The 25,300-nt window shown below is 61.8% G+C and carries 24 protein-coding genes and 1 tRNA gene; 13 read left to right on the top strand and 12 right to left on the bottom strand.

Annotated features, from left to right (window positions below):
• Positions 1-149 precede the first annotated feature (149 nt).
• Complete coding sequence (locus tag ACOQOT_RS12480; RefSeq protein WP_420559581.1) at positions 150-620, bottom strand: Hsp20 family protein; 471 nt, start codon at positions 618-620, stop codon at positions 150-152.
• Between the two features lie 250 nt (positions 621-870).
• Here ACOQOT_RS12480 and ACOQOT_RS12475 point away from each other — a divergent pair, with 250 nt between their 5' ends.
• From ACOQOT_RS12475 to ACOQOT_RS12450, 6 genes are all read left to right on the top strand, one after another.
• Positions 871-2,091: an amino acid ABC transporter substrate-binding protein gene (locus ACOQOT_RS12475; protein WP_420559580.1), complete on the top strand. Its 1,221-nt coding sequence runs from the start codon at positions 871-873 to the stop codon at positions 2,089-2,091.
• 14 nt (positions 2,092-2,105) lie between these two features.
• Positions 2,106-3,008, top strand: a complete 903-nt coding sequence (locus tag ACOQOT_RS12470; protein ID WP_420559579.1) for a branched-chain amino acid ABC transporter permease — start codon at positions 2,106-2,108, stop codon at positions 3,006-3,008.
• The gene (locus ACOQOT_RS12465; protein WP_420559578.1) at positions 3,005-3,973 is read left to right on the top strand and encodes a branched-chain amino acid ABC transporter permease; all 969 of its coding nucleotides are present in this window, start codon (positions 3,005-3,007) and stop codon (positions 3,971-3,973) included. Before ACOQOT_RS12470 ends, ACOQOT_RS12465 begins: the two co-directional genes overlap by 4 nt.
• A complete protein-coding gene (locus ACOQOT_RS12460) occupies positions 3,970-4,713 on the top strand; it encodes an ABC transporter ATP-binding protein (protein ID WP_420559577.1) in 744 nt (247 codons plus the stop codon). Before ACOQOT_RS12465 ends, ACOQOT_RS12460 begins: the two co-directional genes overlap by 4 nt.
• 9 nt (positions 4,714-4,722) lie before the next feature.
• Positions 4,723-5,574, top strand: a complete 852-nt coding sequence (locus ACOQOT_RS12455; protein ID WP_420559576.1) for an ABC transporter ATP-binding protein — start codon at positions 4,723-4,725, stop codon at positions 5,572-5,574.
• Positions 5,575-5,684: 110 nt separating this feature from the next.
• Positions 5,685-6,461, top strand: a complete 777-nt coding sequence (locus tag ACOQOT_RS12450) for a PepSY domain-containing protein (protein WP_420559575.1) — start codon at positions 5,685-5,687, stop codon at positions 6,459-6,461.
• A gap of 250 nt (positions 6,462-6,711) precedes the next feature.
• On the opposite strand, the gene ACOQOT_RS12445 is transcribed toward ACOQOT_RS12450, so the two are convergent.
• Positions 6,712-8,265: an acyl-CoA carboxylase subunit beta gene (locus ACOQOT_RS12445; RefSeq protein ID WP_420559574.1), complete on the bottom strand. Its 1,554-nt coding sequence runs from the start codon at positions 8,263-8,265 to the stop codon at positions 6,712-6,714.
• Positions 8,266-8,444: 179 nt separating this feature from the next.
• Here ACOQOT_RS12445 and ACOQOT_RS12440 point away from each other — a divergent pair, with 179 nt between their 5' ends.
• Together ACOQOT_RS12440 and ACOQOT_RS12435 are read left to right on the top strand one after the other, a co-directional pair.
• Positions 8,445-8,795, top strand: coding sequence for an SCP2 sterol-binding domain-containing protein (locus tag ACOQOT_RS12440; RefSeq protein ID WP_420559573.1), 351 nt, complete (start codon positions 8,445-8,447; stop codon positions 8,793-8,795).
• Complete coding sequence (locus ACOQOT_RS12435; RefSeq protein WP_420559572.1) at positions 8,792-9,763, top strand: alpha/beta fold hydrolase; 972 nt, start codon at positions 8,792-8,794, stop codon at positions 9,761-9,763. Before ACOQOT_RS12440 ends, ACOQOT_RS12435 begins: the two co-directional genes overlap by 4 nt.
• A 5-nt stretch (positions 9,764-9,768) precedes the next feature.
• On the opposite strand, the gene hisN is transcribed toward ACOQOT_RS12435, so the two are convergent.
• The 5 genes from hisN to ACOQOT_RS12410 all read right to left on the bottom strand — a co-directional run bounded on the left by hisN (position 9,769) and on the right by ACOQOT_RS12410 (position 15,476).
• Complete coding sequence (hisN, locus tag ACOQOT_RS12430) at positions 9,769-10,596, bottom strand: histidinol-phosphatase (protein ID WP_420559571.1); 828 nt, start codon at positions 10,594-10,596, stop codon at positions 9,769-9,771.
• 142 nt (positions 10,597-10,738) lie between these two features.
• The gene (typA, locus tag ACOQOT_RS12425; protein ID WP_420559570.1) at positions 10,739-12,583 is read right to left on the bottom strand and encodes a translational GTPase TypA; all 1,845 of its coding nucleotides are present in this window, start codon (positions 12,581-12,583) and stop codon (positions 10,739-10,741) included.
• 164 nt (positions 12,584-12,747) lie between these two features.
• On the bottom strand, positions 12,748-13,335 hold the full coding sequence (locus tag ACOQOT_RS12420) for a YceI family protein (RefSeq protein ID WP_420559569.1): 588 nt from the start codon (positions 13,333-13,335) through the stop codon (positions 12,748-12,750).
• Between the two features lie 121 nt (positions 13,336-13,456).
• On the bottom strand, positions 13,457-14,560 hold the full coding sequence (locus ACOQOT_RS12415) for a glycosyltransferase family 4 protein (RefSeq protein WP_420559568.1): 1,104 nt from the start codon (positions 14,558-14,560) through the stop codon (positions 13,457-13,459).
• Between the two features lie 73 nt (positions 14,561-14,633).
• Entirely contained in the window at positions 14,634-15,476 is an 843-nt protein-coding gene (locus tag ACOQOT_RS12410; protein WP_420561946.1) for a UDP-2,3-diacylglucosamine diphosphatase, read from the bottom strand.
• Between the two features lie 416 nt (positions 15,477-15,892).
• Between ACOQOT_RS12410 and ACOQOT_RS12405 the strand changes: the two genes are divergently transcribed.
• The gene (locus ACOQOT_RS12405) at positions 15,893-16,783 is read left to right on the top strand and encodes a diacylglycerol/lipid kinase family protein (protein WP_420559567.1); all 891 of its coding nucleotides are present in this window, start codon (positions 15,893-15,895) and stop codon (positions 16,781-16,783) included.
• Positions 16,784-16,789: 6 nt separating this feature from the next.
• Here the strand turns inward: ACOQOT_RS12405 and ACOQOT_RS12400 are convergent, their stop codons facing one another.
• From ACOQOT_RS12400 to ACOQOT_RS12385, 4 genes are all read right to left on the bottom strand, one after another.
• Positions 16,790-17,539 (bottom strand): HAD family hydrolase, encoded by a 750-nt coding sequence (locus ACOQOT_RS12400; RefSeq protein ID WP_420559566.1) that lies wholly within the window; start codon positions 17,537-17,539, stop codon positions 16,790-16,792.
• A gap of 18 nt (positions 17,540-17,557) precedes the next feature.
• Entirely contained in the window at positions 17,558-19,120 is a 1,563-nt protein-coding gene (locus tag ACOQOT_RS12395; protein WP_420559565.1) for an FMN-binding glutamate synthase family protein, read from the bottom strand.
• A 161-nt stretch (positions 19,121-19,281) separates the two neighbouring features.
• Entirely contained in the window at positions 19,282-20,187 is a 906-nt protein-coding gene (locus ACOQOT_RS12390) for a lytic transglycosylase domain-containing protein (protein ID WP_420559564.1), read from the bottom strand.
• Between the two features lie 460 nt (positions 20,188-20,647).
• The gene (locus ACOQOT_RS12385) at positions 20,648-21,484 is read right to left on the bottom strand and encodes an N-formylglutamate amidohydrolase (protein WP_420561945.1); all 837 of its coding nucleotides are present in this window, start codon (positions 21,482-21,484) and stop codon (positions 20,648-20,650) included.
• A 413-nt stretch (positions 21,485-21,897) separates the two neighbouring features.
• Here ACOQOT_RS12385 and cpdR point away from each other — a divergent pair, with 413 nt between their 5' ends.
• From cpdR to ACOQOT_RS12370, 3 genes are all read left to right on the top strand, one after another.
• Positions 21,898-22,260, top strand: coding sequence for a cell cycle two-component system response regulator CpdR (cpdR, locus tag ACOQOT_RS12380; protein ID WP_045447189.1), 363 nt, complete (start codon positions 21,898-21,900; stop codon positions 22,258-22,260).
• A gap of 177 nt (positions 22,261-22,437) precedes the next feature.
• A tRNA-Val gene (locus tag ACOQOT_RS12375) sits at positions 22,438-22,512 on the top strand.
• Between the two features lie 175 nt (positions 22,513-22,687).
• On the top strand, positions 22,688-23,860 hold the full coding sequence (locus ACOQOT_RS12370; protein ID WP_420559563.1) for an NAD(P)/FAD-dependent oxidoreductase: 1,173 nt from the start codon (positions 22,688-22,690) through the stop codon (positions 23,858-23,860).
• Positions 23,861-23,910: 50 nt separating this feature from the next.
• Here ACOQOT_RS12370 and ACOQOT_RS12365 read toward each other — a convergent pair whose 3' ends face one another.
• Positions 23,911-24,393, bottom strand: coding sequence for a GNAT family N-acetyltransferase (locus ACOQOT_RS12365; protein WP_420559562.1), 483 nt, complete (start codon positions 24,391-24,393; stop codon positions 23,911-23,913).
• Between the two features lie 287 nt (positions 24,394-24,680).
• Here ACOQOT_RS12365 and ACOQOT_RS12360 point away from each other — a divergent pair, with 287 nt between their 5' ends.
• The gene (locus ACOQOT_RS12360; protein WP_420559561.1) at positions 24,681-25,148 is read left to right on the top strand and encodes a carboxymuconolactone decarboxylase family protein; all 468 of its coding nucleotides are present in this window, start codon (positions 24,681-24,683) and stop codon (positions 25,146-25,148) included.
• The last annotated feature ends 152 nt before the right edge of the window (positions 25,149-25,300 follow it).

Genomic DNA, 25,300 nt, shown 5'->3' with positions numbered 1-25,300 from the left:
TTTTTCTAATAGACGCTAGCTTTATTGGGGAAACCCGGCGCCCTTTTCATGAGCAGCAAGGGGGCGGGCAAGTAAAAAGGGAGCGTAAACGCTCCCTTTTTGTGCAGTATCCTGCCGCTTCCCGTTTTGCGGGCAGCTATGGCGGATGCTTAGTCGGCGGCTTTGCTTTCGATTGTTTTGGTTCCGCCCGCCTGGCCGATGGCGATCTGGCGCGGTTTCATCGTCTCTGGAATTTCCCGGACGAGGTCCACATGCAGCAAGCCGTTCTCCAGGCTCGCGCCGCGCACTTCCACATGATCGGCCAGCTGGAAGCGGCGCTCGAAGCTGCGGGTAGCGATGCCCCGGTGCAGCACGCGTACCTTATCGTTCGCGCTCTCGGGCTTTTCTTCCTTGCGGCCGGTAATGGTCAAAAGGTTCTGGCGCGCTTCGATGCCGAGTTCTTCCTGGGAAAAACCGGCAACGGCCATCGAGATACGGTACTCGTTCTCGCCGGTGCGCTCGATATTGTAAGGGGGAAAGCTTTGCTGATTGCCTTCCGAAAGCACGGAATCAAGCAGCGAAGCGAGTTGGTCGAAGCCGACCGTGGAGCGGTAAAGCGGGGAAAAATCAAACGCGTTCATAAGAACATCCTCCATTAAAGCGATGATCCAGTGACATGCCTTGAAAGAGCCGCCCTGATGGGCCGGCGGGCAAGGCATCTCAGGCGGACCCTTCCGGCGTCCGCGCTTTTAAATATTTGGATCGGCCTCCCCTTTTTCAAGCCTTTCCCCTTGCCTTGCAGGGGGAGGGGGAGTCTGTAAGATGGCCGCCCGTTCAAAGCGGGCAGAAGACCCGGAACGGGTGAAATCGGGGCAAGGCGGGGGGACGCGCATGACCAAGCGGAAATGGACGGGAAAAGCGGGGCGAGCGGCGCTGGCGGCAGCGCTCATCTGGGGCGCCTTGCAGCCGGGCGCCGCGCTCGCCGAGAGTATCCGCCTCGGCTCGGCCATCTCGCTGACCGGTAAATATTCCACGAATGGTGATTTTACCCAGAAAGGCTACGACCTGGCCGCCAAGCTGATCAACGAGCGCGGCGGCGTGGAAGTGGCGGGCAAGGCATATACGCTCGAGATCGTTTATTACGACGATGAATCGACGCCGGCCCGCGGCGCCCAGCTTGCCGAGCGGCTGATCGCTCAGGACGGGGTGAAATATATTCTGGGCCCTTATAGCTCCGGTCTCACCAAGGCCATGGCGCCGGTGACGGAAAAATACGGCGTGCCCATGGTCGAGGCGAACGGCGCTTCCGTTTCGCTTTTTACCGAAGGCTATCAATATCTCTTCGCGGTGCTCTCTACGACCGAGCAGTACTTGCAGCCCGTGGTCGATCTTGCCGCGAAAGTGGCGGATGACCCTTCGCGCGTGCGCGTGGCAGGCGCTTTCGAGAACGATCCTTTTTCGCAGGATGTGCAGAACGGCGTGCTTGCCGACATCAAACGGCACGGCATGAACATGGTGATCGAGGACAAGCTGCCGCCGGAGCTCAATGACATGTCCGCGACGCTTGCCAAGGTGCGTGCGCTGCGCCCGGATGTGCTGCTTGTCTCGGGCCATGCGCGCGGGGCGGCACTTGCCGTGCGCCAGCTTTCCGACATGCGCATCGAGCTGCCGATGGTGGGGCTCACCCATTGCGATTCCGCGCAGATCATCGAGAAGTTCGGGGAGAAGGCGGAAGGTTTTCTCTGCGCGGCGCAGTGGGCCCCGGCGCTGAAATATAGCGATCCGCTTTTCGGCTCTGCGGCGGATTTCGCCAAGCTCTATGAGGAGACGTATGGCGCGCCGCCGCCTTATCAGGCAGCCGAATCCGCCGCCGCTGTCATGGTTTTCGCCGATGCGTTTAAGCGGGCCGGCACGCTCGATCCTAAAGCCGTGCGCGATGCGCTGGCAGAAACCGACATGATGACGTTTTACGGCCCGATACGTTTCGATGAGAGCGGCAAGAATGTTGCCAAGCCCATGGTGCTTTATCAGGTGCAGGACGGTGAATATAAAGTCGTTTATCCGCCGGAGCCTGCCGAAGCCGAGCTGCGCTATCCGATGAACGCGCGCTGAGCCGGGCGGACCTCATGATCGATAATTTTCTCCTGCTTTTCGATTATCCGGTGCTCAGCGCCGATCTGGCGCTCAATGGGCTGCTCATCGGCGCGGTCTTCGTGCTCGCAGCGTTCGGCATGGCGCTTGTCTGGGGCGTGCTCAACATCATCAATATCGTGCAGGGCGAGTTCGTCATGCTGGGCGGCTTCGTTGCGCTGATGGCGGCGGAGGCCGGCCTTCCCGTGCTGCTCGGCATTCCCATTGCAGCGATTGCGCTTTTTGTTCTCGGCTGGGGGCTTTACCGGCTGGTGATCTTCCGCGTCATCGACCGGGATCTATTCGTTTCGGTGCTGGCGACTTTCGGTCTTTCCATCGTCTTGCAGCAGCTATCGAACGAGCTTTTCGGCGCGGATGTGCGCACGCTCGAAGCCGGGCTCGGCACGCTTTTGCTATTCGACGGGGCGGTGGCGCTGGCGCAGATCAAGGTGCTGGCTTTCTTTCTCGCGCTCGGTCTCGGGCTTCTGCTCTGGCTGTTCCTGAAATATTCCCGCCTCGGCCAGGCGATCCGCGCAACCGCGCAGAACCCGCGCGCCGCGTCCATTCTCGGCATCGATACAGACCGGGTCTATGCCGCGACCTATGCGCTCAATGCCGCGCTGTGCGGGGCGGCAGGCGCGCTCGTCGTTATGGCCTGGGCCATCCATCCCTATATCGGGCTTCCTTACACGGTGCGTTCCTTCCTCATCGTGATCGTTGCGGGGGTCGGCAATATCGGCGCGGTGGTGGCGGCGGGGCTCGGTCTCGGGGCCTTTGAAAATGTCGCGGGCTTCATCTTCGGCACGGAATATCAGATCGCCCTCGTCTTCCTTCTCATGGTGGCGGTGCTGGTCTGGCGCAATCTCCGTCTGCAGCGCAAAAGGATGTATCTGAAATGAGCCGAAGCGCCGCCAGATATGCCGCGATCGGCGGGGCGGGGCTGCTTGTCCTTGCCGCGCCGTTTCTCGCGCCCGCCTTCGTTACGCAGTTCACTTTTCTCTGGCTGATGATCGTCTTCGCGCTGACCTGGGATCTGATGGGCGGCCAGCTAGGCTATAATTCCTTCGGCAATATTCTTTTCTTCGGCATCGGCGCTTATGCCTGCGCGGTGTTTCAGCGCGACAGCGGGCTTGGCTATTATGAAGCGCTGGCGCTTGGCGCGGCTTTGGGCGGCGTTCTCGCCGCCGCCGCCGCCGCTTTTCTCGGGCTCGGTATCCTGGGCCTCAGGGGGCATTATTTTGCCATCGGCACGCTCGGTCTCGGCATTGCGGCGGGGGAGATTGCCGGGGGCTGGGACTATGTCGGTGCGGGCTCGGGGATGACCGTGCCGCTTTTCCCCGGTGCGCTGGAGCTGCGCGCGCTCTTCTTTTATTTCACCCTGGCAGCGCTGGCGCTGGCCACGTTTCTCACACTCCGCTGGCTTTACGGCACGCGCTTCGGCCTGGCGCTTAATGCCGTGCGCGACGATGAAGACAAAGCCGAAGCCATGGGGCTTTATACGGCGCGGCTCAAGACAGCGGCCTGGAGCCTTTCGGCTTTCTTTCTCGGCATCGGCGGGGCGCTGGCGGGCAATCTCATCGGCTTTATCGATCCGCGCGATGTCGCCTTTGCGGGCGCGACTTACGGGGTGTGGATGGTGCTCATGGCCATTTTGGGCGGCAAGGGCACGCTTTGGGGCCCCGCCATCGGCGCGGCGGTTTTCCATATCACGCAGGAAATCTTCTGGACCTATCTTCTCGGCTGGCAGCGTGTGGCGCTCGGCCTTTTGATCGTCGCCATCGTGGTCTTCTTCCCGCAAGGCATTCTCGGCACGCTGCGGGAAAAATTCCCCGGCCGCTTCGGCTCGAAAGCGGAGGTCCAATGAGCCTGCTATTGGACGTGAAAGGCGTAACGAAGCGTTTCGGCGGTGTGGTGGCGAATGATGCCGTCTCGCTCAGCGTGCGCGAGGGCGAGATTGCCGGGCTTATCGGTCCCAATGGCTCGGGTAAAACGACGCTGTTCAGTTCCATCGTTGGTGCGCATCCCATCGATGAGGGCGCAATCCTTTATGAAGGCCGGGATATTTCCTCTTTGCGGATTTCCGACATCGCGCGGCGCGGGCTCACCCGCACCTACCAGCAAACGCGCATCTATGGCCAAATGCCGGTGATCGACAATATGCGCATCAGTGCGCCGGACGTGAAAGAAGGCATCCTGCCGCTTTTCCGCCGGGCCGGGCGGGCAAGCGAGACCCGCGCGCATGATCTTCTTTCTTTCGTCGGGCTTTATGAAAAGCGCGACCTTCTGGCAGGCTCTTTGAGCTTCGGCCAGCAGAAGCTTTTGGAATTCGCCATGGCACTGATGAGCGAGCCGAAAATGCTGCTGCTCGACGAACCGACGGCGGGCATCAACCCGACGCTCATCAACGGGCTGATCGACCGGCTGAAACGCGCCAACAAAGAATTCGGCGTGACGCTGTTCGTCATCGAGCACAATATGCGCGTGATCATGAACCTTGCCGACCGCATCACCTGTCTTGCTCATGGACAGGTGCTTGCCTCCGGCACGCCGGATGAGGTGCGCGAGGACCCGCGCGTGCTCGATGCTTATCTTGGCGCGCAATAGGGGGCGGATATGAGCGCGGATAAAATCAGCGGATATGGCGAGGGCGGCACTGAGACGGTTTTATCCGTCGATGCGGTGGCGCGCGAGGCCGAGGCGCTGGGCAGCGGGATCACAAGCGAGGAGGCGCTCTCCTTATGCGCCGGTGAACCGCTTCTCGAGCTGAAAGGCTTGCAGGCCGGTTACGGGAAGATGGAAATCCTGCACGGTCTCGATCTTGCGGTGGGCAAGGGGCAGAGCCTTTGCCTTGTAGGTCCCAATGGGGCGGGCAAAAGCACCGTGCTTCATTCCATTTTCGGGTTCACCCGGATCATGGGCGGCAGCATTCATATGGCGGGCAAGGACGTCACCGCGCTCAGCCCGGCGGAGAAACTCGCCAAAGCGGGCATTGCTTATATCCTGCAGGACAATTCCGTCTTCCCCGATATGAGCGTTGAAGAAAATCTTCTGATGGGCGGCTATCTGAAATCCCGCCCGAGGGAAGCGCAGGAGGCGGCGGAAGAAATTTTCGGCAAATATGAGCGCCTTGCCAAACGGCGGCGCGAGCGGGCGGGTGTTCTGTCAGGCGGCGAACGGCGTCTTCTGGAAATCAGCCGCGCGCTCGTCATGAACCCGCAGGTATTGCTTGTCGATGAACCTTCCATCGGGCTCGAGCCGCGCTTCATCGACATGGTGTTCGAGATTCTGGAAGACCTGCAGAAAAGCGAAGGCAAGACCATCATCATGGTCGAGCAGAATGCCAAAAAAGGCCTCGGCTTTGCCGATCTTGGCTATGTGCTTGTGTCGGGCCGCGCGGCACTTGCAGGCAAAGGCGCTGAGCTTTTGGAGAATCCGGAAGTCGGGCGGCTCTTCCTCGGCGGCTAGATTTCCATTCAGCTACATGAACCTCATCTAAATCCGCCATGCCGGGGGCGTTCAGCAAGGCGGCGTCATTCTTCGCCTGTCTTCAATCACGCAGCAGGCGGAGAAACATCATGAAAAAAATTCTGGCAGCTTCGGGCATGGCATTCATGCTTCTGGGCGCGGCACCCGCCGCTCAGGCGCAAAACAATCTCTTCGGCGATATTCTGGCGCAGGCGATCGCCGCGCATCTGGAAGCGCGCTGGAGCGATGATGACCGCAATTACGGCCATCACGAACGTGTGACCCAGGTGCGCTCTCTGCCGCGCATGGTGCAGCTTGTCGAGAACCGTTCCGGCGGCCGGGTAACGGATATCGTCCTTTCTCCCAATAACCGCTTTTACAAGCTGGAAGGCTTCGACCGGCAGGGCCGCCCCGTTTCCGCGAAGGTGGATGCGCGCACGGGCGCGCTTTACGATATCAGCCGGGGGCGCGGCCATGTGCACCGCCCGGGCCGTTTCACGCCGATCGATCACATCGTGCGCGACCTGACGCGCCACGGGTACCGGAACTTCGACCGCGTGGTCTATCAAGAGCGTCAGGGCACTTATCTGGCGCGCGGCCTCGACCGGCGCGGGCGCCCGGTCAATGTGAAAGTTGCGGCGCGCAACGGGCATATCCTCGCGGTGAAGCCGGCGCGCAATTACAACGGCCCGGCCTATGCCAAGGGCGAGCGGCGCCAGTTCAAGCATTGGCGCTCGGGCCTGCAGAAGCAGCATTATTCCCGCTTCACGCAAATCAAATCCCATGAGGATTATTACGATGTGCGCGCCCGGGACCGGCAGGGGCGGAACGTCCAGCTGAAAGTCTGCGCCTATACGGGCAAGGTGCTTGGCACGCAGTATTACTAACGCAGATCGTCACTCTGGGGTTTGACCCGAGGGTCCATTGGACCGTGCAACACGTTGCTGCTTCTCATGGACCCCGGGACAAGCCCGGGGTGACAGCTTTTGTAAAAGGCGATGGACTGCTTGACGTCAAACACTGTGTGTCACCCCGGCTTTATGCCGGGGTCCAAGCAGCTTTATGACTTGCCGCAACCGTAGCTATGGACCCTCGGGTCAAGCCCGAGGGTGACGAGTGAGACGACATCCTCTCACCTCAAGGCCGCATCGTCGTTTCATAAGGCCCAAGGGCGAGGTCGCGGGTGGGGTTCACCCAGTCGAGCCATTCGCAAAGCCGCGGGCGGGTCTCGCGCGGGTCGATCAGCTCATGTACCGAAAACCCTTCGGCGCGGGGGAAGGGGGACTGAGCGGCGGCGAGCTTTTCCTCGATCTCCTGTCGCAGGGCCTCCGGGTCTTCTGCTTCGGCAAGCTGGCGGGCAAAGGCGACGGCGACACCGCCTTCCACCGGCAGCGCGCCGGTTTGCGCGGAGGGCCAGGAAAGAACGTAAGAATCGGGCGCAAAATGCGCCGCGCCCGCCACGCCGAAAACCTTGTGAACGATGACGCTGGCCCAGGGCACGCGGCTTTGCATCACCGCGGCAATTGCCGAGGTGCCATAGCGGATCGTGCCTGCTTTTTCCGAAGCCGAGCCGATCATGAAACCCGGCTCATCGACGAAAGAGATCACCGGCAGGTTGAATGTGTTGCAGGTATCGACGAAGCGGCGCAGCTTCTGGGCCGCATCCGCCGTCATGGCGCCTGCATAGAACATACAGTCATTGGCGATGACGCCGACACTGTGCCCGTTCAGCCGGGCAAGGCCGGTAATGAGCGAGGGGCCGTATTTTTTCGTCATTTCGAAAAAGCTGTCCTTGTCGAGGACGGCCTTGATGATCTGGCGCATCTGAAAAGGCTTGCGCCGTTCCTTCGGCACGATGGAAAGAAGCTTTTCTTCCATGCGCTCCGGATCGTCTTCCGGCTCTAGGGAAGGGGGCAGTTTCCAGACATTGTCCGGCATATAGGAGAGGAAGCGGGCGATCTGGCCGAGCGCGTCTTTTTCATCCTTCGCCACATTGTCGACGACGCCGGATTTGGCGTGGATCTGCGGCCCGCCCAGTTCTTCTTTCGTGACATCCTCGTTCATGGCGCGTTTGACCACGTGAGGTCCGGCAATGATCACCTGAGACGTCTCGGTCATGACGGAAAAATGCGAGGCGACGAGCCTTGCCGCCGGCATGCCTGCGACGGGCCCCAGCGCGGCGGTGGCAACGGGCACGGTGCCTACAACCTGCGCGATGGAAAGAAAGCGCGAGCGGGCGAATACCGGATCGCCTGTCGGTCTTGCCCCTTTCCCGCCGGAACCTGCCACCGAGCCGCCGCCTCCTTCATGCAGGCGCACCAGCGGGAGTTTGTATTTAAGCGCCATGTCCTCGGCGTAAACGCTTTTGCGCAGGCCCGCCGGATTGGGTGAGCCGCCTTTCAGCGTGAAATCCTCCCCGCCGATGACGACGCGCCGCCCGCCGACTTTGGCAAGGCCGAGCACGTAATTGGCGGGTTGGAAATCCTTCAGGCTGCCGTCTTCGGCAAATTCCGGCACGCCTGCCCCTTCGCCTGCTTCCCGGAAGGTGCCTTCATCGGCAAGCTCGCCAATGCGCTCGCGGATCGTCAGCCGGCCCTTTTCGTGCTGGCGGTTCACAGCCTCTACGCCCCCTTGCTGCTTGGCGAGCTTCCGGCGCAGGTGAATTTCCTCGACTTCCTTTTCCCAGCTCATCGGCGTCCCTGTTCTTTTCGTCAAATTGTCTGCGTTATTTGCGGATTGGCGCCGAGCCTAGCGGAAAATCCCTTTCTGCACACGTTTGCGGGGTTTTCACACTCGCGTAAATCCCGCGCGCGAGGCTTGAGAGGGGACAGGGAAGGTGGTCAGATGGGCGGGGAGAAAAGGCAGGAGACATGATGGACGACGAGGTAAGCGGCAAAGAGCGCGTGGCGCAGATTCTCGGCTTTCTGGAAGCGGCCTTTGCGGCGGAAGGCGGGACTATCGGCGCGCGGCTGAAGTTCGATTACGGAGCCGATGGCTGCGTCTTCATTGACGGAACCGCCACCCCGCCTAAAGTACATAGCCGCAGCGAAGCGGCTGATTGTACGGTGGTGCTCTCGCCGGACGATCATTGGAGAATGCTCAACATGGAGCTCGACCAGACACAGGCTTTCCGGCAGGGCAAGCTGAAAATTTCCGGCGATCCTCTCGTTCCGCTCCGGCTCGGGCCGGTGGTGGCCCGTTATCATGGGCGGCGCGCATGAGCGATCTTCGCGCCGCGCCGGTCGAAACGGACGCCAACCCCATGCCGCCGGGCGGTGAAGTTATCTGGCTGACGGTGGCAGGGCGCGCCCCCATGCGCACCATGATCTGGCGTCCGGAAAATGCAGGCATCGAGACTTGCCGGGGCACGGTGCTGCTCTTAAATGGCCGCACGGAATTCATCGAGAAATATTTCGAGGTGATCGGTGAGCTCATCGCGCGCGGTTTTGCGGTGGCGAGCCTCGATTGGCGGGGGCAGGGGCTGTCCTACCGCCCATTGGGGGACCGCTATTGCGGGCATATCGACGATTTTGCCGCCTTCGACCGGGACCTCGGGGTTTTTCTGGAGCAGATCGTCAAACCCTCCCTGCCATCGCCCTTCATCGGGCTTGCCCATTCCATGGGCGGCAATCTCTTGATGCGGCTTCTGGGCCGCGAGCCCGGGCTTTTGAGAGGCGCTGCCTTTTCCGCGCCCATGCTCGGCATTCGTTTCCCGAATGCCTTGGCGCGGCTCGGCGCCTCCTTACTGGCGCATGCTGCCGTTAGGATGGGCAAGGCGCAGTCTTATGTGCCGGGCGGCGGACCGGACATGATGGAAGGCTCCACATTTGCGGAAAATATCGTCACCCATGACGAGCGCCGCTTTCTGCGCACCATGGATATTCTCGAAGCCGAGCCGAATCTGAAGCTGGGCAGCCCGAGTTACGGCTGGTTCAAGGCGGCCATGGCCTCCTGCCGCGAGGTGACGAAGCCGGCTTATCTTGCGGGAATTTCCGTCCCGGTGATGATCGCGGTCGCGGAGGAAGATGTGCTGGTGGACAATGCGGCGGTGAAACGCGCCGCAGAACTTCTGCCCGATTGCCGCCTTGTCGAGATTGCAGGCGCCCGCCATGAAATCCTGATGGAAAAAGACGCCGCCCGCGCCCGCTTCTGGGACGCCTTCGACAAGCTCACTGAAGAAGTGCTTTAAGGCGCTTAGGAAGCGGCCTTGGAGAGAATGGCAAGCGCTTCTTCGTGGGTGCGCTTGTCACCCGCCGCCACAATCTGCCCGCCTTCCTGCGGGTCCCCGCCTGCCCAGGTCGTGATGATGCCGCCGGCGCCTTCGATAACGGGGATAAGCGCCTGAATGTCATAAGGGTTGAGCGCGGATTCCACGACAAGGTCGATCTGACCTGCGGCGAGCAGACAGTAGAAATAGCAGTCTCCGCCGAAGCGGCGCAGGCGCACTTTGCCCGAAAGCGTTTCAAACGCCTCGTGCTCGCCCGCGCCGAAAAAGATCGCCGGGTCCGTTGCGCCCAAAATGGCGTGCTCCAGCCCGTCGCAAGGGCGGGTCTTCAAGGTGCTTTCACGTCCGTGGCGGATCAGCCGGGCCGTGCTGCCGGTGCCCAGATAAATTTCATCGAGATAGGGCTGGCTCATCAGCCCGACGCGCGGATACGTCCCGTCATTCAGGCCGATCAGCGTGCCCCAGAGGGGAACGCCGGAAATGAAAGAGCGCGTGCCGTCGATGGGATCGAGCACCCAGGTGAGCGGGCTTGCCCCTTCTTCCTTGCCGTGTTCTTCCCCGAAAATGCCGTGGTCGGGATAGGCCGCCTTGATGGCGCGGCGGATCGCCGTTTCCGCATCGCGGTCGGCGGCGGTGACGGGGTCGAAATCGCCGACCGCCGCCTTGTTGTCGATCCGGGTGCCGGTGCGGAAATGCGGCAGCGTCACCCCGGCTGCGGCCTGCGCAAGGGTCAGCGCAAAGCGGGAAAGCTCGTCTGCCTCAAGATCGCTCAGCTGTGATGGCGGTGCTTTGAACATAGGCTCTCTCCGCAGGTGAGGGGGAAGAATTACGGGAAAGGAGAGGCGAGGGCAAGCCGCGCGCCTTCGCTCCCCCCAAGGGGGCGAAGGATCGCCGGCCATAGCCCTCTCCCCTTAGGGGAGAGGGTTGGGTGAGGGGGTGTTAAGAGGCTTTCGCGCGGCGCTTGCGCTCCACCGGATCGAGGGCGCGCTTGCGCAGACGGATCGAGTGGGGGGTGACCTCCACCAGCTCGTCATCGTCGATATAGGCGATGGCCTGTTCCAGCGCGATGGGGCGCGGCGGGGTGAGGCGGATCGCGTCGTCCTTGCCCGAAGCGCGCACGTTGGTGAGCTGTTTGGATTTCAGCGGATTGACGTCGAGATCGTCGGGCCGCGAGTTTTCGCCGATGATCATGCCCCGGTAAACCGGCACGCCCGTGCCGATGAAGAGCACGCCGCGCTCTTCCAGGTTCCAGAGCGCATAGGCAACCGCATCGCCGTCCGAGTTGGAAATCAGCACGCCGTTGCGCCGGCCTTCGATCTCGCCCTTGTAGGGGCCGTAATGTTTGAAGACGCGGTTCATGACGCCGGTGCCGCGCGTGTCGGTCAAAAACTCGCCGTGATAGCCGATCAGCCCGCGAGAGGGCGCATCGAAGGTAATGCGCGTCTTGCCGCCGCCCGTGGGGCGCATATCGGTCATTTCCGCTTTGCGCAGCGAGAGCTTCTCGATGACGACACCGGTATATTCGTCATCTACATCGACGATGGCTTCCTCGATGGGCTCCAGGCGCTGGCCGTTTTCATCTTCTTTGAAGAGAACGCGCGGGCGGGAGATGGAAAGCTCGAAGCCTTCCCGGCGCATGGTTTCGATAAGAACGCCGAGCTGCAATTCGCCGCGCCCTGCCACCTCAAATGCGTCTTTTTCTTCCGTATCGCGGATACGGATTGCCACATTGCCTTCCGCCTCGCGCATCAGCCGTGTGCGGATGACGCGGGACTGCACCTTGTCGCCTTCGCGCCCGGCAAGCGGGGAGGTGTTGATGCCGAAGGTCACGGCAAGGGTCGGCGGGTCGATGGGCAGCGCGTCGAGCGGCTCGGTGATTTCCGGCAACGTGATCGTGTCGGCCACGGTGGCCGTTTCAAGGCCTGAAATGGCGACGATGTCCCCTGCCTTGCCTTCTTCCACCGGCTCGCGGGTGAGGCCCCGGAAGGAAAGAACGCGGGTGATCCGGCCCGTCTCCACGGTGCCCTTGCCCGGGCGCAGCGCGTGAACGGCCATGTTGGGCTTTGCAGTGCCGGTTTCGATGCGGCCCGTCAGAATGCGGCCGAGATAAGGATCGCTTTCGATCGTCGTCACCAGCATGCGGAAGGGCTTGGCAGCTTCTTCCTCGGTGGCGTTCTCCGGCGGCGCGATATGCGTAACGATGCGGCGGAAGAGCGGGGTCATGCCATGCTCGCGCGCGTCCGGCGCATCGAGATCCTCGCAGGCCCAGCCTTCCTTGCCCGAGGCAAAGAGGGTGGGGAAGTCGAGCTGTTCTTCATTGGCATCGAGCGCGGCGAAGAGATCGAAGACCTCGTCATGCACCGCATTGATGCGCGCATCCGGCCGGTCGACTTTATTGACCACGACAAGCGGCTTCAGCCCGAGGGCGAGCGCTTTGGAGGTCACGAATTTCGTCTGCGGCATCGGACCTTCGGCGGCATCCACGAGCAGGATCACGCCGTCCACCATGGAGAGGATACGTTCCACCTCACCGCCGAAATCGGCGTGGCCGGGCGTGTCGATGATGTTGATGCGCGTCGTCTCGCCATTATCGGCCCAGGCGACGGAGGTGCACTTTGCCAGAATGGTAATGCCGCGTTCGCGCTCCAGGTCGTTGGAGTCCATCACCCGTTCGGCGACGTGCTGGTTTTCGCGGAAAACGCCGCCCTGCTTCAGGAGCTGGTCAACGAGAGTGGTCTTGCCATGGTCGACGTGAGCGATAATGGCGATATTGCGCAAGGTCATAAGAGCGGCCAATCATACGAATGAATATGCCCCCGCAAGAGCATCTTGCGAGGGCGAAAGCTTGCGGGCGTTATATCCCCCGGGGCCTGCCGCCTCAAGTGCCCATTTGTCTCAGGGCTTTGCGGGGCAGGGCCGGGTGCCGGGCCGGATGGCCGAAGCTCCGATTATTGGCGGATAGCCTCGGCTGCGATGGAAATCTTAATTTCCTTGCCGATGGCGGGCGCCGCGTAATCCATGCCGAAAGCTGTCCGGTCGATGGTCGTCGTGGCGGCGAAACCGGCCACATAGCGCGAGGCATCGAAGGGATGCTCGCCCTTCTTGTTCAGCTTGGCATCGAGCACCACGGGTTTGGTGACGCCCAGAAGGGTCAGATCGCCGGTGATTTTCGCCGTGTCCTCGCCCGTCATCTCGATGGCGGTCGATTTGAACGTCATGGTGGGGTGATTTTCCACATCGAAGAAATCGGCCTTGCGCAGATGCTCGTCCCGCTCTTTATGGCCGGTATCGACGCTGGCGGTCTGGATCGTGACTTCCACAGAACTGGCTGCCGGGTTTTCCTCATCGAACTCGATCGTGCCGCTCACATCGTCGAACTGGCCCATCGTGGTGGAAAAGCCCAGATGGTTCACCTCGAAGGCGGTATGCACATGGCTGGAATCGATCTTGTAGGTGGCGGCCATGGCCGGCGCGGCGAAGGCAAGGCCCGCGCCAAGGCTTGCGGTGAGCGCAATACGTGCCAGATAGCTGTTCATGTTTCCTCTCTCCCGGTTATGGCGTGACGGCGCAAGTCTATCAGCCGTGCCGGCAAATGCGATCACGTTCCTGATAGTGCGTCTCAAATAGATAGCCGCGCCGGGCGCTGAGAGAAGGCTTTTAGGCGGGGACGGGCGCTTTTGCTTGTACTGCCGCGCTTTCAAGCGTGCCGGAACCGGCCTCGCGCTCCCGGTCGATCAGCACCAGATTGGAGAGAAACTGCCTTGTACAGGCCTCCCACGAATAAGAAAGCGCGTGGGTGCGGCAGGCCTCGCGATCACCTTTCTCAAGGGCGGTAAGACAGGCGGTGCGCAAATCTTCATTCAAGCAGCCTGTTGCCGGGTCGGTGATGATGTCGATGGGGCCTTGCACCGGATAGGCGGCAACGGGCGTGCCGCTTGCCAGCGCTTCGACAAGGACGAGGCCGAATGTGTCCGTTCTTGAGGGAAAGACGAAACAATCGGCGCGGGCAAAGGCTTCGGCCAGCTTGTCGCCGAAAAGCGCGCCGGTGAAGGCGACATCCCGGAATTTCTTTTTCAGATGCTCGAGCCGCGGCCCATCTCCCACCACCATTTTCGTGCCGGGCAGGTCCGTTTCCAGAAAGGCATCGATGTTCTTTTCAACCGCCACGCGCCCGACATAGAGCCAGAGCGGGCTTTTTTGTTCTTGCTCCCCTTCTCTCAGCTCCGGGCGCGGCCGGAAAAGCTCTGTGTCGACGCCGCGCGACCACAGCTTCAAATTCGTGAAGCCGCGCTCTTCCAGTTCCTGGCGCAAGGTCGGTGTTGCCACCATGACGGAGCTAGAGGGTGCGTGGAAGCGGCGCACATAGGCATATGACCAGCTTTGGGGAAAGCGGGTGCGCGCGTGCAGATATTCGGGAAAGCGCGTGTGGAAGGAGGTGGTGAAGGGCAGGCCGCGCGACAAGCAATAGCGCCGGGCGGCATGGCCGAGCGGGCCTTCGGTGGCGATGTGAATGGCGTCGGGCTTTTCCCGGTCGAGGAAGCGGGCAATGCGCGGATAGGGGCGCAGCGCGATGCGGATTTCCTTGTAACTCGGCAGCGGCACGGTGCGGAAATCTTCCGGCGTGACAGTATCCACCTTATGGCCGAGCCGCTGCAGTTCTTCGCTTGTCTGGCGCAAGGTGCGCACGACGCCGTTCACTTGCGGCGGGGCGGCGTCGGTTACGATGACGATGTGAAGGGGACGGCCTGCCTGATCGCCCATTCTTGGGGCCGCTTTCTGGCTAGTGTGGCGCGGCGCGGAAGAGGCCATGGGATGTTCCGTTTTCAAAAGAGTGTCAGGCGGCATCAAGGACGGGCGGGGCGCTGCGCGCTTCCGGCTCGATGAGCTCGGGCTGCATTTCCCAGGAGAAGTGATGCCAGCGGATGATGCTGAGCTGGCCGCTTTCGTCCTCGGACATGGCCGTGCAGCTTTCCACCCAGTCGCCGTCATTGCAGTAAAGCACGCCGTCGATCTCGCGGATCTCGGCAAAGTGAATATGCCCGCAAATCACCCCGTCGACGCCGCGCTCGCGGGCGGCGCGGGCAACGGCGGTTTCGAAGCGGGAGATATATTCGACCGCGTTTTTCACTTTGTGTTTCAGGTAAGCAGAGAGCGACCAGTAAGGCAGGCCAAAGAGACGGCGCACATCATGCAGCCATGTGTTGAGCGCGAGGGCCACCGTGTAGGCCCGGTCGCCCAGATGCGCGAGCCAGGTTGCATAGCGCACCACACTGTCGAACTGATCGCCGTGAATGATCAGGAACGTGCGTCCATCCGCGGTTTCGTGCAGCGCTTCGCCGACCATGTCGATGCCGCCGAAATTGAGACCCGTATAATCGCGCAGCGCCTCGTCGTGATTGCCGGGCACGTAAATGACGTTCGTGCCCTTGCGCGCCTTTCTCAGCAGCTCCTGCACCACGGCGTTGTGGCTCTCATTCCAGTACCAGGAACGCTTGATCCGCCAGCCGTCGATAATGTCCCCGACGAGATAGATCGTTTCGGCGTCATTGTTGCGCAGGAAGTCGTAGAGGAGGTCCGCCTTGCAGCCCGGCGTGCCGAGGTGAATGTCGGAGAGGAAAAGCGTGCGGTGCTTCTTCGTCTTTTTCGGGCGAGGGCTGTTATAGAGTTTTTCGTGGATCGTCCCGCGCCCGACGCGGGTGCGGGCGGCGCGGAGTTTCTTTTTTGGCGCAGGCTCCGCCGCCGGATCTGCCGCAGGGTCTGTTATTGGCGCGGGAAGGCCGGGCGGGCTTGCGGGCACGGGTAATTTCCCTTCAGGCGCCGAGGGGCGGCGGGAGCGCCCGATGCGCGGGGAAACGGATTTCGTTTTCGGCGCTTGTCTGCTATCTGCGCCGGATGTCCGGCGGAATTTCAATGCCGCGCCCCAGGAAGCCGTGTCGAGAAGTGTCATAGCCGCGTCATATATCCAGTCGATATGATGACCGGGTCCCGCGCCAGGCGCTGCCCGATTCGATAAGGCTATGGTCGGATTTGGGCGTGACTATTTTGTGTCGGATGCGTGAGACATTTGTGTAGCTTTCAATCCGGGTGCGGAGCATGTCGCGGCGAAAGTCCATCCATATCGTGGTTAATCCCGCTGCCGGCTCGCGCCATGGCGGGCTTTTCGAATATGTGACGGCGCTTTTAAAAAAGGACGGCGCGGCCGTGAGTGTGGAGGAAACGAACGGTCCGGGGCATGCCACCGTGCTGGCCTATAGAGCCGCCTCAAGCGGGCAGGCGGACGTCGTGGTGGCGGCGGGCGGCGACGGCACGATCAACGAAGTGGCGCGCGGGCTTCTCGGCTTCGGCACGCCCATGGGTATCATCCCGCTCGGCACGGCCAATGTGCTGGCCATCGAGATCGGTCTTAAGACCAAGGCGCGGGCGGTGGCCGATATGCTGCTTTTCGGGGAGGCGCGGCTCATCGGCACGGGGGATATTGACGGTGATCTGTTTCTTCTCATGGTCGGCGCCGGGTTCGACGGGCGCATCGTCCATGGCATAAATCCGCGCTTCAAGCGGCGCTTCGGCAAGGGCGCCTTTGTCTGGGCCGGCCTTTGCGAATGGCTGCGGGGGCCGGGCGCCCCGCTTGATCTGATCGTCGATGGGCGGCGTGAAAAGGCGGCTTGGGCGGTCGTCACCAATGCGCGCCATTATGCGGGCAACTTCGTGCTCGCCCCGGAGGCCGACATCACCTGGCCGGGGCTCGATGTCTTTTTATTCCGTAAACCGGGGCGGTTTGCTTTTGCCGGCTATTTGCTGGCGCTCGGGCTCGGCCGCGCCGGGAAACTAAAATCCGTGACTGTGCGGCGCGCGCGCCATATCGATTTTCTGGGGCCGGAAGGGGTGCCTGTCGAGGTCGATGGGGATGAGCGGGGGTATCTGCCGCGCACGGTCACGCAAGGCACGCGCTTCCTCAGGCTCGTCATGCCGGCGGCAGGGCGTTAGTCCCGCTCAGGCAAGGCCGGTTTGTTCGAGAAGCGGCCAGAAGCCGCTCAAGTCTTCCAGCGTGTGGTGGGGCGCGGGCTTGCCTTCGGGCGGCGCGGCCTTGTGGCTGTTATGCCAGATGGTGGTGAGGCCAAGCGCGGCGGGCGCTATGACTTCCCATTCGTAATTATCACCCACCATCCAGGTCTCTTCCGCGCGCACGTCAAGCGCGCCGAGAGCATGGTGATAGGCTTCTTCTTCCGGTTTGCCGAAGCCGACTTCCCCTTCGATCTGGATATGATCGAACCGGTGGGTGAGCTCGAAACGCTCCACCTTGGCGCGCTGCATTGCCGCTTCCCCATTGGTGATGAGCGCGAGCTTGATGCCTTTTTCTTTCAAATGATCGAGCAGCGCATGGCTGTCGGGGAAAAGCGTCATAGCTTCATCGCGCCGGGCCGAATAGCGGTCGGCAATATCATTGGCGATAAGGGCAAGGCGCGGATCGCCTTTGAGAATATCCATCCGCTCGAAGGCCCCGCGGATAATCTCGCGCCGCGCGTCGTAAAGTTTCAGCCGCCAGGTTTTATGCCGGGCCGGGTCCGACCAGAACTCCGCGGCATAAGCGCCGACATGGGCGGTCAATTCCTCAGGATCGTGCGGGGAAAGCGCCTCGGCATGCTCGCTCAAAAGCGCCTGCCAGACGGGCCCCGGGTCCGCATAAGCGGAGATGAGCGTGTCGTCGAGATCGAAGAGAATGGCTTTCGGGCGGTTCAGCATAGCCCGATCATAGCGTGTTTACTGATGCACCCGCAATTTCGTGCTGGGGCGGGCGTCGAGCGCCGGTTCCTCGCCCTTCTTCCAGCGCTCGTAATATTCGCTCAGCGGCAGCGAAATGCCGCTTGCCGTCGTGATGCGCGCATGGCGACGGCGCAGGAGGCGCGGCTCGGGCAGCCCGCAGGAATGGGCGATCATGCAAACCTCGTTGACCACCTTGTCGTGATAGTGATGCACACGGGCGGACTTGTCCGGCACGTTCAGGCCGCGCTGCAGGCGTTTGTCATGGGTCGTCACGCCGGTCGGGCAGGTGTTCTTGTTGCATTGAAGCGCTTGAATGCAGCCAAGCGCGAACATGAAGCCGCGCGCGCAATTGACGAAATCCGCGCCCACGCAGAGCGCCCAGGCCACATCGCCCGGATTGATGAGCTTGCCCGACGCGATGATGCGGATTCGGTCTTCAAAGCCATGGGCATTGCGCGCATCGACAAGCAGCGGCAGGCTTTCCCAGATCGGCATGCCCATATAATCGATCAGCGGCTGCGGGGCCGCCCCCGTGCCGCCATCGGCGCTGTCGAGAGTAATGAAATCCGGTGCTTCCTCGATGGGCCGCTCGCCGATGGCTGTGAACAGCGTGTCGAGCCAGGCCCCGTCCCCCAGCACGAGCTTGAAGCCGACGGGCTTGCCCGTCACCTCGCGGATATGGGAGAGCATGTCGAGAAGATCGTCCAGATCGTCGATCTCCGGATGCCGGTTGGGGCTGACCGAGTCCTGACCTTCGGCAATGCCGCGGATGGCGGCGATCTCGGCGGAAACTTTCGGGCCGGGCAGGATGCCGCCCTTGCCGGGTTTGGCGCCTTGCGACAGCTTCACCTCGAACATGCGCACGTTCTCATGCGCGGCAAGCGCTTCAAGCTTTTCATCGCTCATCTTGCCTTCCCGGTCGCGCACGCCGTATTTGGCGGTGCCGATCTGAAAGACGATGTCACCGCCCCCTTCCAGATGGAAGGAAGACAGCCCGCCTTCACCCGTGTTGAGCCAGCAGCCGGCGCGGGCGGCGCCGAGAGAAAGGGCGCGCACGGCCGGTTTCGAAATTGCCCCGTAGCTCAGGCCCGAAACATTGAAAAAGGAGCGGGCCTCGAATGGATGCCGGCAATAGGGGCCGATCACCATGGGTGAGGGGCTGGCCGCATCCGCATCGAGTGTCGGAAAGGCGGTGTTGACGAAGGAAATCGTGCCGGCGGGGCGCAAATCGCGGGTCGAGCCGAAGGCGACGGTCGTGTCTACTTCTTTGGCGGCGCGGTAGACCCAGGCCCGCTGCGCGCGGTTGAAGGGCATTTCCTCGCGGTCCATGGCGAAGAAATATTGCCGGAAATACTCGCCCAGATTTTCGAACAGATAGCGGAAGCGCCCGATAACGGGATAGTTGCGCCTGATGGCGTGTGTCGTCTGAGTGCGGTCGGCGATGTAAAGAACGATCACGGAAAAGACGCCGAAGCCGACGGCAAGGACGAAAAGTCCGGCCATCACATTCAGCGATTCCACGATCAACGGCGCATTTATCCAGCTGAAAAGCTGTTCCATGCCGCTTTGCTCCGTGCCAGATGTTTCGCCGCTCCGCTGGGGCGGCTCTCAGCATTCCCCTCAGCATCAAGGAATTGGCAGCTTGGCACAATGCCCCAATCTTTTTGCCGTTTTAAGACTGGCCAGTGCTGCCGGTGCGGGTGCTCGTGACGGGCAGAGCGTTAGCGCATCGCGACACGGGCATTGGCCGGATAAATCACCTGCGGAGCGGGCCGTTCGGGCTCCTGCCGCACGATAGAGGCCGCGGTGCCAAGAACCTGCGGCGCAGGGCGCATGGCAACGGTCACGGTATTGCGCGTTTTGGCGGGGCCGGGTGCAGCTTTCTCGTCATGGTCCGGAGTAAGGGAGGCGCGCAGAATGATGCGCAGCTCCGGCCGGACCGCGTCGGGTGCCTGCATTTCAGGCTCGCTGGAAGCGGTGGCAGGCCCCTTTTCTTCGCTTGCCGCAATGCCGGGAACGGCGCGGCGCAGCACGTCAAAGCGCGGGTCTTCCAGGGGCGCGCGGGTTTTCTCGCTCGCCCAGACTTTCTGGATGCGGGCGCTGTATTTCTGATTGAGATGCGGCGAATAGGAATGATAGTGCCCGGCCGCCTTATCCCAGGAACCCGAGCGCGATTGCAGATCCGAGAGGAAAGAAGCGGCATAAGCAACATTCGCATCCGGGTCGAAGGCTTCTTCAAGGCTGGTGAAGGCGCGCGGGTGAAAGCGCAGATTGACCTGCATGCAGCCCACATCGATGCTGCGCGAGCCTGCGGCCATGAGCCGGCGCACGGCGCGGATCGCCTCTGCCTTGCTGGCATAATAATAGCCGCGCCCTTCCACATTGATGGTCCAGGGCCAGGGCTCGACCTTGCCGCCGGGCGCGCGGCGGCCGGTTTCGACCATGGAAATGGAGGTGAGAAGGCCTTTGGGAATGCCGCTCATGCGCTCCATCTGCTGAGCTGCATAGCGGCACTGCGACCAGTCGCTGTCGAGCTTCTGCAAAAGCGCGCCGGTATCCGCCCGCGCGGAATGCGCAAAGCTTGCGATGGCCATGCAAAGCAGCGAGGTGACGAGTGCTTTCTTCATCCTGCCTTCCGCCTGTTTCCCCGCCTGGCTGTGCGGGGGCAGTGGATTGCGGCCCAAGGGCCCGTTCAAAGAAGAAGTGTCGCAGAATGCGGTTAACCGGCCCTTATCGGGGCGTTGCGGGGCCGGAAAAATGTCTTACTTCGGGAAGGGGTATTGGCGCACTGCCGGTCATTGTGCAGTGCAAAAATGCTAACACCGTCACAAATTTGTCAGAATCCGGCGGGCGCCGGGCGATTTTTCGGAAATTTATGCGCAGTGCAGCAAAAATTTCTTGAAATTTGTGCGCTGCAGTGCAATATGAACTCAGCGCGGCAGAGTTGAGCCTAGCTCCTCTGCCCCGTAGCCCTTCCTGGGCGTTTCCTCCCTAGACTTGGGCCATGCCGGTTTCGGCATGGCCCCTTTTTTTGCCTGAAGGCCAAGTTCGGAAGGGATCAGCGCTCTCTTCAAGCGTTCTTTGGAGTCAGGAGGCGGCTTCCCCGCGCGCGCCGAGCAGGAAATCGGCCGAGGCGGCGCCGAGCTCGCGCATGAAGGTGGTCATGTCGCCGCGCAGCCGTTTCAGGCCCCGCAGCCGGCGCAGGCGCGCTTCATCCATATAAAGCGAGCGGTTGATCTCGATCTGCAGCGCATGAAGGCCGCGGGCCGGGCGCCCGTAATGCTCGGTGTTGAAGCCGCCGGCATAAGGATTGTTGCGCATCACCGAATAGCCGAGGCGGGTGAGAATCTCCTCCGCCGTATCCGTCAGCTCCGGCGCGCAGGAAGTGCCGTAGCGGTCCCCCAGCACGATATCGGGGCGGTTCGTGCCCTGGTCCCCGTCCATTGGCCCGCCGACGGAGGGCATGGAATGGCAGTCTACCAAAACGGCGCAGCCGAAATGGCTATAGGCATTTTGCAAAAGGTCCCGCAGCGTGTCGTGGAAGGGCATGTAAAGAAGGCGGATGCGCCGGTCGACTTCCGCAAAGGTCAGCGGCTGGCGGTAGATTTCCGCCTGCTCGGTGACGATGCGCGCCACGGTGCCGAGCCCGCCTGCTACTCTCAGCGAGCGGGAATTGACATGCGGGGGCAGGGGATCGGCGAACATCGCCGGGTCGAGCTCGTAAGGCTCCCGGTTCACATCGAGATAGGCGCGCGGAAAATGCGCATGCAGCAGCGGCGCGCCGAGCGAGGCGGCGCCCTGAAAAATCTCTTCGACGAAACTGTCCTCCGAGCGGCGCAGCGTTAGCGGGTCGAGCTTGGAGGCAGCGATGAATTCCGGCGGATAGACGCGCCCGCTATGGGGCGAGGAAAAAACGAACGGCATGAGCGGGCGGGGCGGGCGTAAAACGCCAAAGGGCGGGGCAAACGCCGCCGGGTCCCCTGCGGTGTGATGCACGGCGGGCCCGGGCTCGCTCATCTGCCCTTCCGGCGGTCTGTTGTCTGGCAGATCGTCGAAATCCATATCCACCCGCGTCGTGCTCCGATATGCCCGGTTTCGCGCCTTTTTCCGGGCCTCTGCCTGAAAAGCTTAGCATAGCTCGCGCCAAGGGCGAGCCCTCAGTGGTGCCCTTAGTGCCGTTTGTGAGAAATGGGGCTGCGAAAAGTCAAAACAACGCCCTTTGCGACTCTTCACGCGGCGTTTACTCTTGGAAACCTATAAGGAGTGGAGACGGTGAAGGGGGCGAATCGGCGCCGGGCAAGGGCCCAGCGCCCGCTCCGCAGCAAACAGGCAAACTCATGGCACGTATCCTTTTGGCAGAAGACGATGAATCGATGCGCCGCTTTCTCGCCAAAGCGCTTGAGAAGGCCGGTCATGAAGTCGTCTCTTATGGGCAGGGCGATCACGCCTACCACAAGCTGCAGAACGATATTTTCGATCTGCTGCTGACCGATATCGTGATGCCGGAAATGGACGGCATCGAGCTTGCCCGCCGGGCCGCCGAGCTCGACCCCACCATGAAGATCATGTTCATCACGGGCTTTGCCGCCGTCGCCCTTTCCGGCGAGCGGGAAACGCCGAAAGACGCCAAGGTGCTCTCCAAGCCCTTCCATCTGCGCGATCTCGTCAATGAGGTCGACCGGCTGATGGCCGCCGCTTAAGGCTGCCGTCTAAAGGCCGCTTGCCGCCTTCCTTCCGGTTTTGCCGGACTTTTGCTCGAAAAAGCGCATTTTTGCGCCGCTTCCGCCTGCCGGAAGACTTGCCAGAGCCGTCTAATCTCGATATATCCTGCGCTCCGGCCCGGACCTTTCGGGGTCCATCCCGCCGCCGGACCAAGTGGGCGTGTAGCTCAGCGGGAGAGCACTACGTTGACATCGTAGGGGTCACTGGTTCAATCCCAGTCACGCCCACCATTTTTCTCCCCTCGCGTATCTCTTTGCCATCACCATTGCGTGAGGCGCAGCGCCTTCTGCGCTGCTTCCAACTCTCCTGTCACAAACTTGCCCGCCGCTTCGTCTTGAAGGGCGGAGCGGGCAATGCGCCCGCCGGTGAACGCGCGTTTTGCGGAACGGGGATCAGGAGACGGTGATGAGCGAGAAGCATGTAGTGATTTTGGGCGGCGGCTATGCCGGGCTCATGGCGGCGGTGCGGCTGGCGCAAAAGAAATTGCCTATCAAGCTGACATTGATCGATGAGAAGCCGCATTTCGTCGAGCGCATTCGCCTGCATCAGGTGGCGGCGGGCGACAGGCTCAAGCAGCATTATTATGCGCCGTTTCTTGCAAAGTCCGGCATCTCTTTCGTGCAGGCACGGGCGGAGGAAATCCGCGCCGATGCGCGCGAGCTTCTGCTCTCGGGCGAGGGCGCGCCGGAGCGGCTCTCTTACGATTATCTGATCTATGCGCTTGGCAGTTATATCCCGCACGATCAGGTGCCGGGGCTGGAAGGGGCCGCCGACAGTTTGGCGGACCTGCCTTCTGCCGAACGGCTGCGCGAGAAGCTGAAATCGAAACCGGGCCGCATCGCCATCGTCGGCGGCGGGCTCACCGCGATCGAGGCGGCGACGGAATTTGCCGAACGGGTGAAAGGCGCCAAGGTCTCTCTTTTAACGCCGCTGCTCGATCCCGGTTTCTCCGCGCCTGGGCGCGACTATGTGCTGAAAACCTTCGACCGGCTCGGCATCGAGCTGCATGAAGGCGCGCGGGTCAGCGCGGTGGAAGGCAAGGAGCTGGTGCTTGGCAACGGCGCTCGGCACGGGTTTGACACGCTGCTTTGGTGTGCGGGTTTCGCTGTGCCGGATCTTGCCCGGCGCAGCGGCCTTGCCGTCGATGAGGCTGGGCGCGTGCGCACCAATGAGGCGCTGCAGGCGCTTTCTCATCCTGAAATTCTGGCGGCGGGCGATGCCTCGGCGGTGGCGGGTATGGACGGCGAGCCTTACCGGGCGTCCTGCGCCATGGCGATGCCGATGGGTATTCAGGCGGCGGAGAATGTTGCCCGCCTCGTCAAGGGCCGCGCGCCAAAGCCGCATAATGCCGCCTATCTTTTCCGCTGCATCAGCCTCGGGCGCAAGGACGGCATTATTCAGTATGTGGACAAGTTCGACCGCGCGAACGGCAAGATCAAAACCGGCAAGGCCGGTGCGCGTCATAAGGAATTCATCTGTAAATTCACCTGGCGCTCGATTGCTTATGAACGCCGCCTCAAACTGCCGCTTTATATGTGGCCGAAGGTAAAAAAGGCGGATCTGCAACGCGCCGCCTGAGTGCTGCAAGATCACGGCAGGGGGAAGGGAGCTTCGGCTCCCTTTTTCATTTAGAGCGTGCGGTACATGACGAGCGCGTCCACATCGCCTTTCTCAGGGTGATGAAAAGCGCCGGGCAACCGGCCGATTAGTTTCATGCCGCAATCCTGCCAGAGATGAACGGCGGCCTCGTTCGTGCTCACCACGAGATTATATTGCATGGCGCGGTAGCCGAGCGTCTTGGCCATATCGAAAGAATGCAGGCACATGGCCCGGGCAATGCCGCGCCCGCGCGCCTCAGGCGCCGTCACATAGCCGCCATTGGCGACATGACTGCCACCACCCGGCTGGTTGGGCGTGAGGTGATAGGTGCCGAGAATGTTTCCCGCTTCCTCGGCGACGAAAACCGAAGCGCCTTTGCCGAACCAATATTCCAGTGCTTCCCACTCGGTCATGTTCCGGGGCAGGGGAAAGGTTTCGCCCTCCCGGATCATGGGTTCGAGAATTTTCCAGATGGCTGCCTTGTCCGCCGTTTCGGCTTTTCTTATCCGCATCTCACTCCCCGTTTTGAAAAGAAATGGGGAGCGTGGGCGGGGTTTCAAATCTTTTCGGCGCCGGGGCGGGCAAAAAAGCAAAAGCCGGAACGGATGCCCGGCTTTTGCCCTGCGGCCTGAACAGGCTGGGGACCTATCCCAGCCGCAGAATGCCTGTTGAAACTAGAAAGCGGGCGCCCGGAGGCTCAATTCGTACATATGTGCTAGCGCATTCTGTCACAGCCGCGCCCTCCCGCCCGTCAGTGCTCTTGAAGGTTTGGTACAACCAAGGATGAGAGATACCCGGCATGACCCAGAGATATGATCCTTACAAAGGTGAACTGAATTATGTGCAAGGCATGGTCAAAACCGAAGAAGCGCTGGCGGCCTCGCCGCTCGATGCTCAGCTTCGGCATTTGATCAAGCTGCGCGTCTCGCAGATCAATGGCTGCGCTTATTGCGTGACCATGCATTTGAAAGAAGCGCGCGGCGACAATGAAACCCAGCAGCGGCTCGACCATCTTGCCGTCTGGCGGGAGGTGGAGGATTTCACCCCGGCCGAGCGCGCCGCGCTGAATTGGGCGGAGCTCCTCACGCATCTGCCGCAAACCCGCGAGCTCGACAGCGCTTTTGCTGCGCTTGAAAAGCATTTCAACGCGGAGGAAATCCGGGCGCTCAATTTCTCCATCGTCATGATCAATGCCTGGAACCGGCTGGCGGTGGGGGCGCATGGGCGGCATTTGAGCGCCGATGCGCCGCTGGCGCTGGCAAGTTGACCGCCGCCTGATCCGCGCCTGTCTTGCCCGCCCTTTGGTTTATCCGGCCGATGGGCCAAAGCATGTGAGCGGGGTGATTGGTTTGGCAGGAGCGGTCAGGTGAGCGGCTTTGGCCCCCGCTGTCCAACTTGCGGCAGCGGGGGCTTTCTCTT

It is taken from the genome of Tepidicaulis sp. (genome assembly GCF_965222285.1).
Lineage (GTDB): Bacteria > Pseudomonadota > Alphaproteobacteria > Parvibaculales > Parvibaculaceae > Tepidicaulis.
Note: the sequence above shows the minus strand (reverse complement) of the source record. Positions and strands in the feature narration are given on the sequence as shown.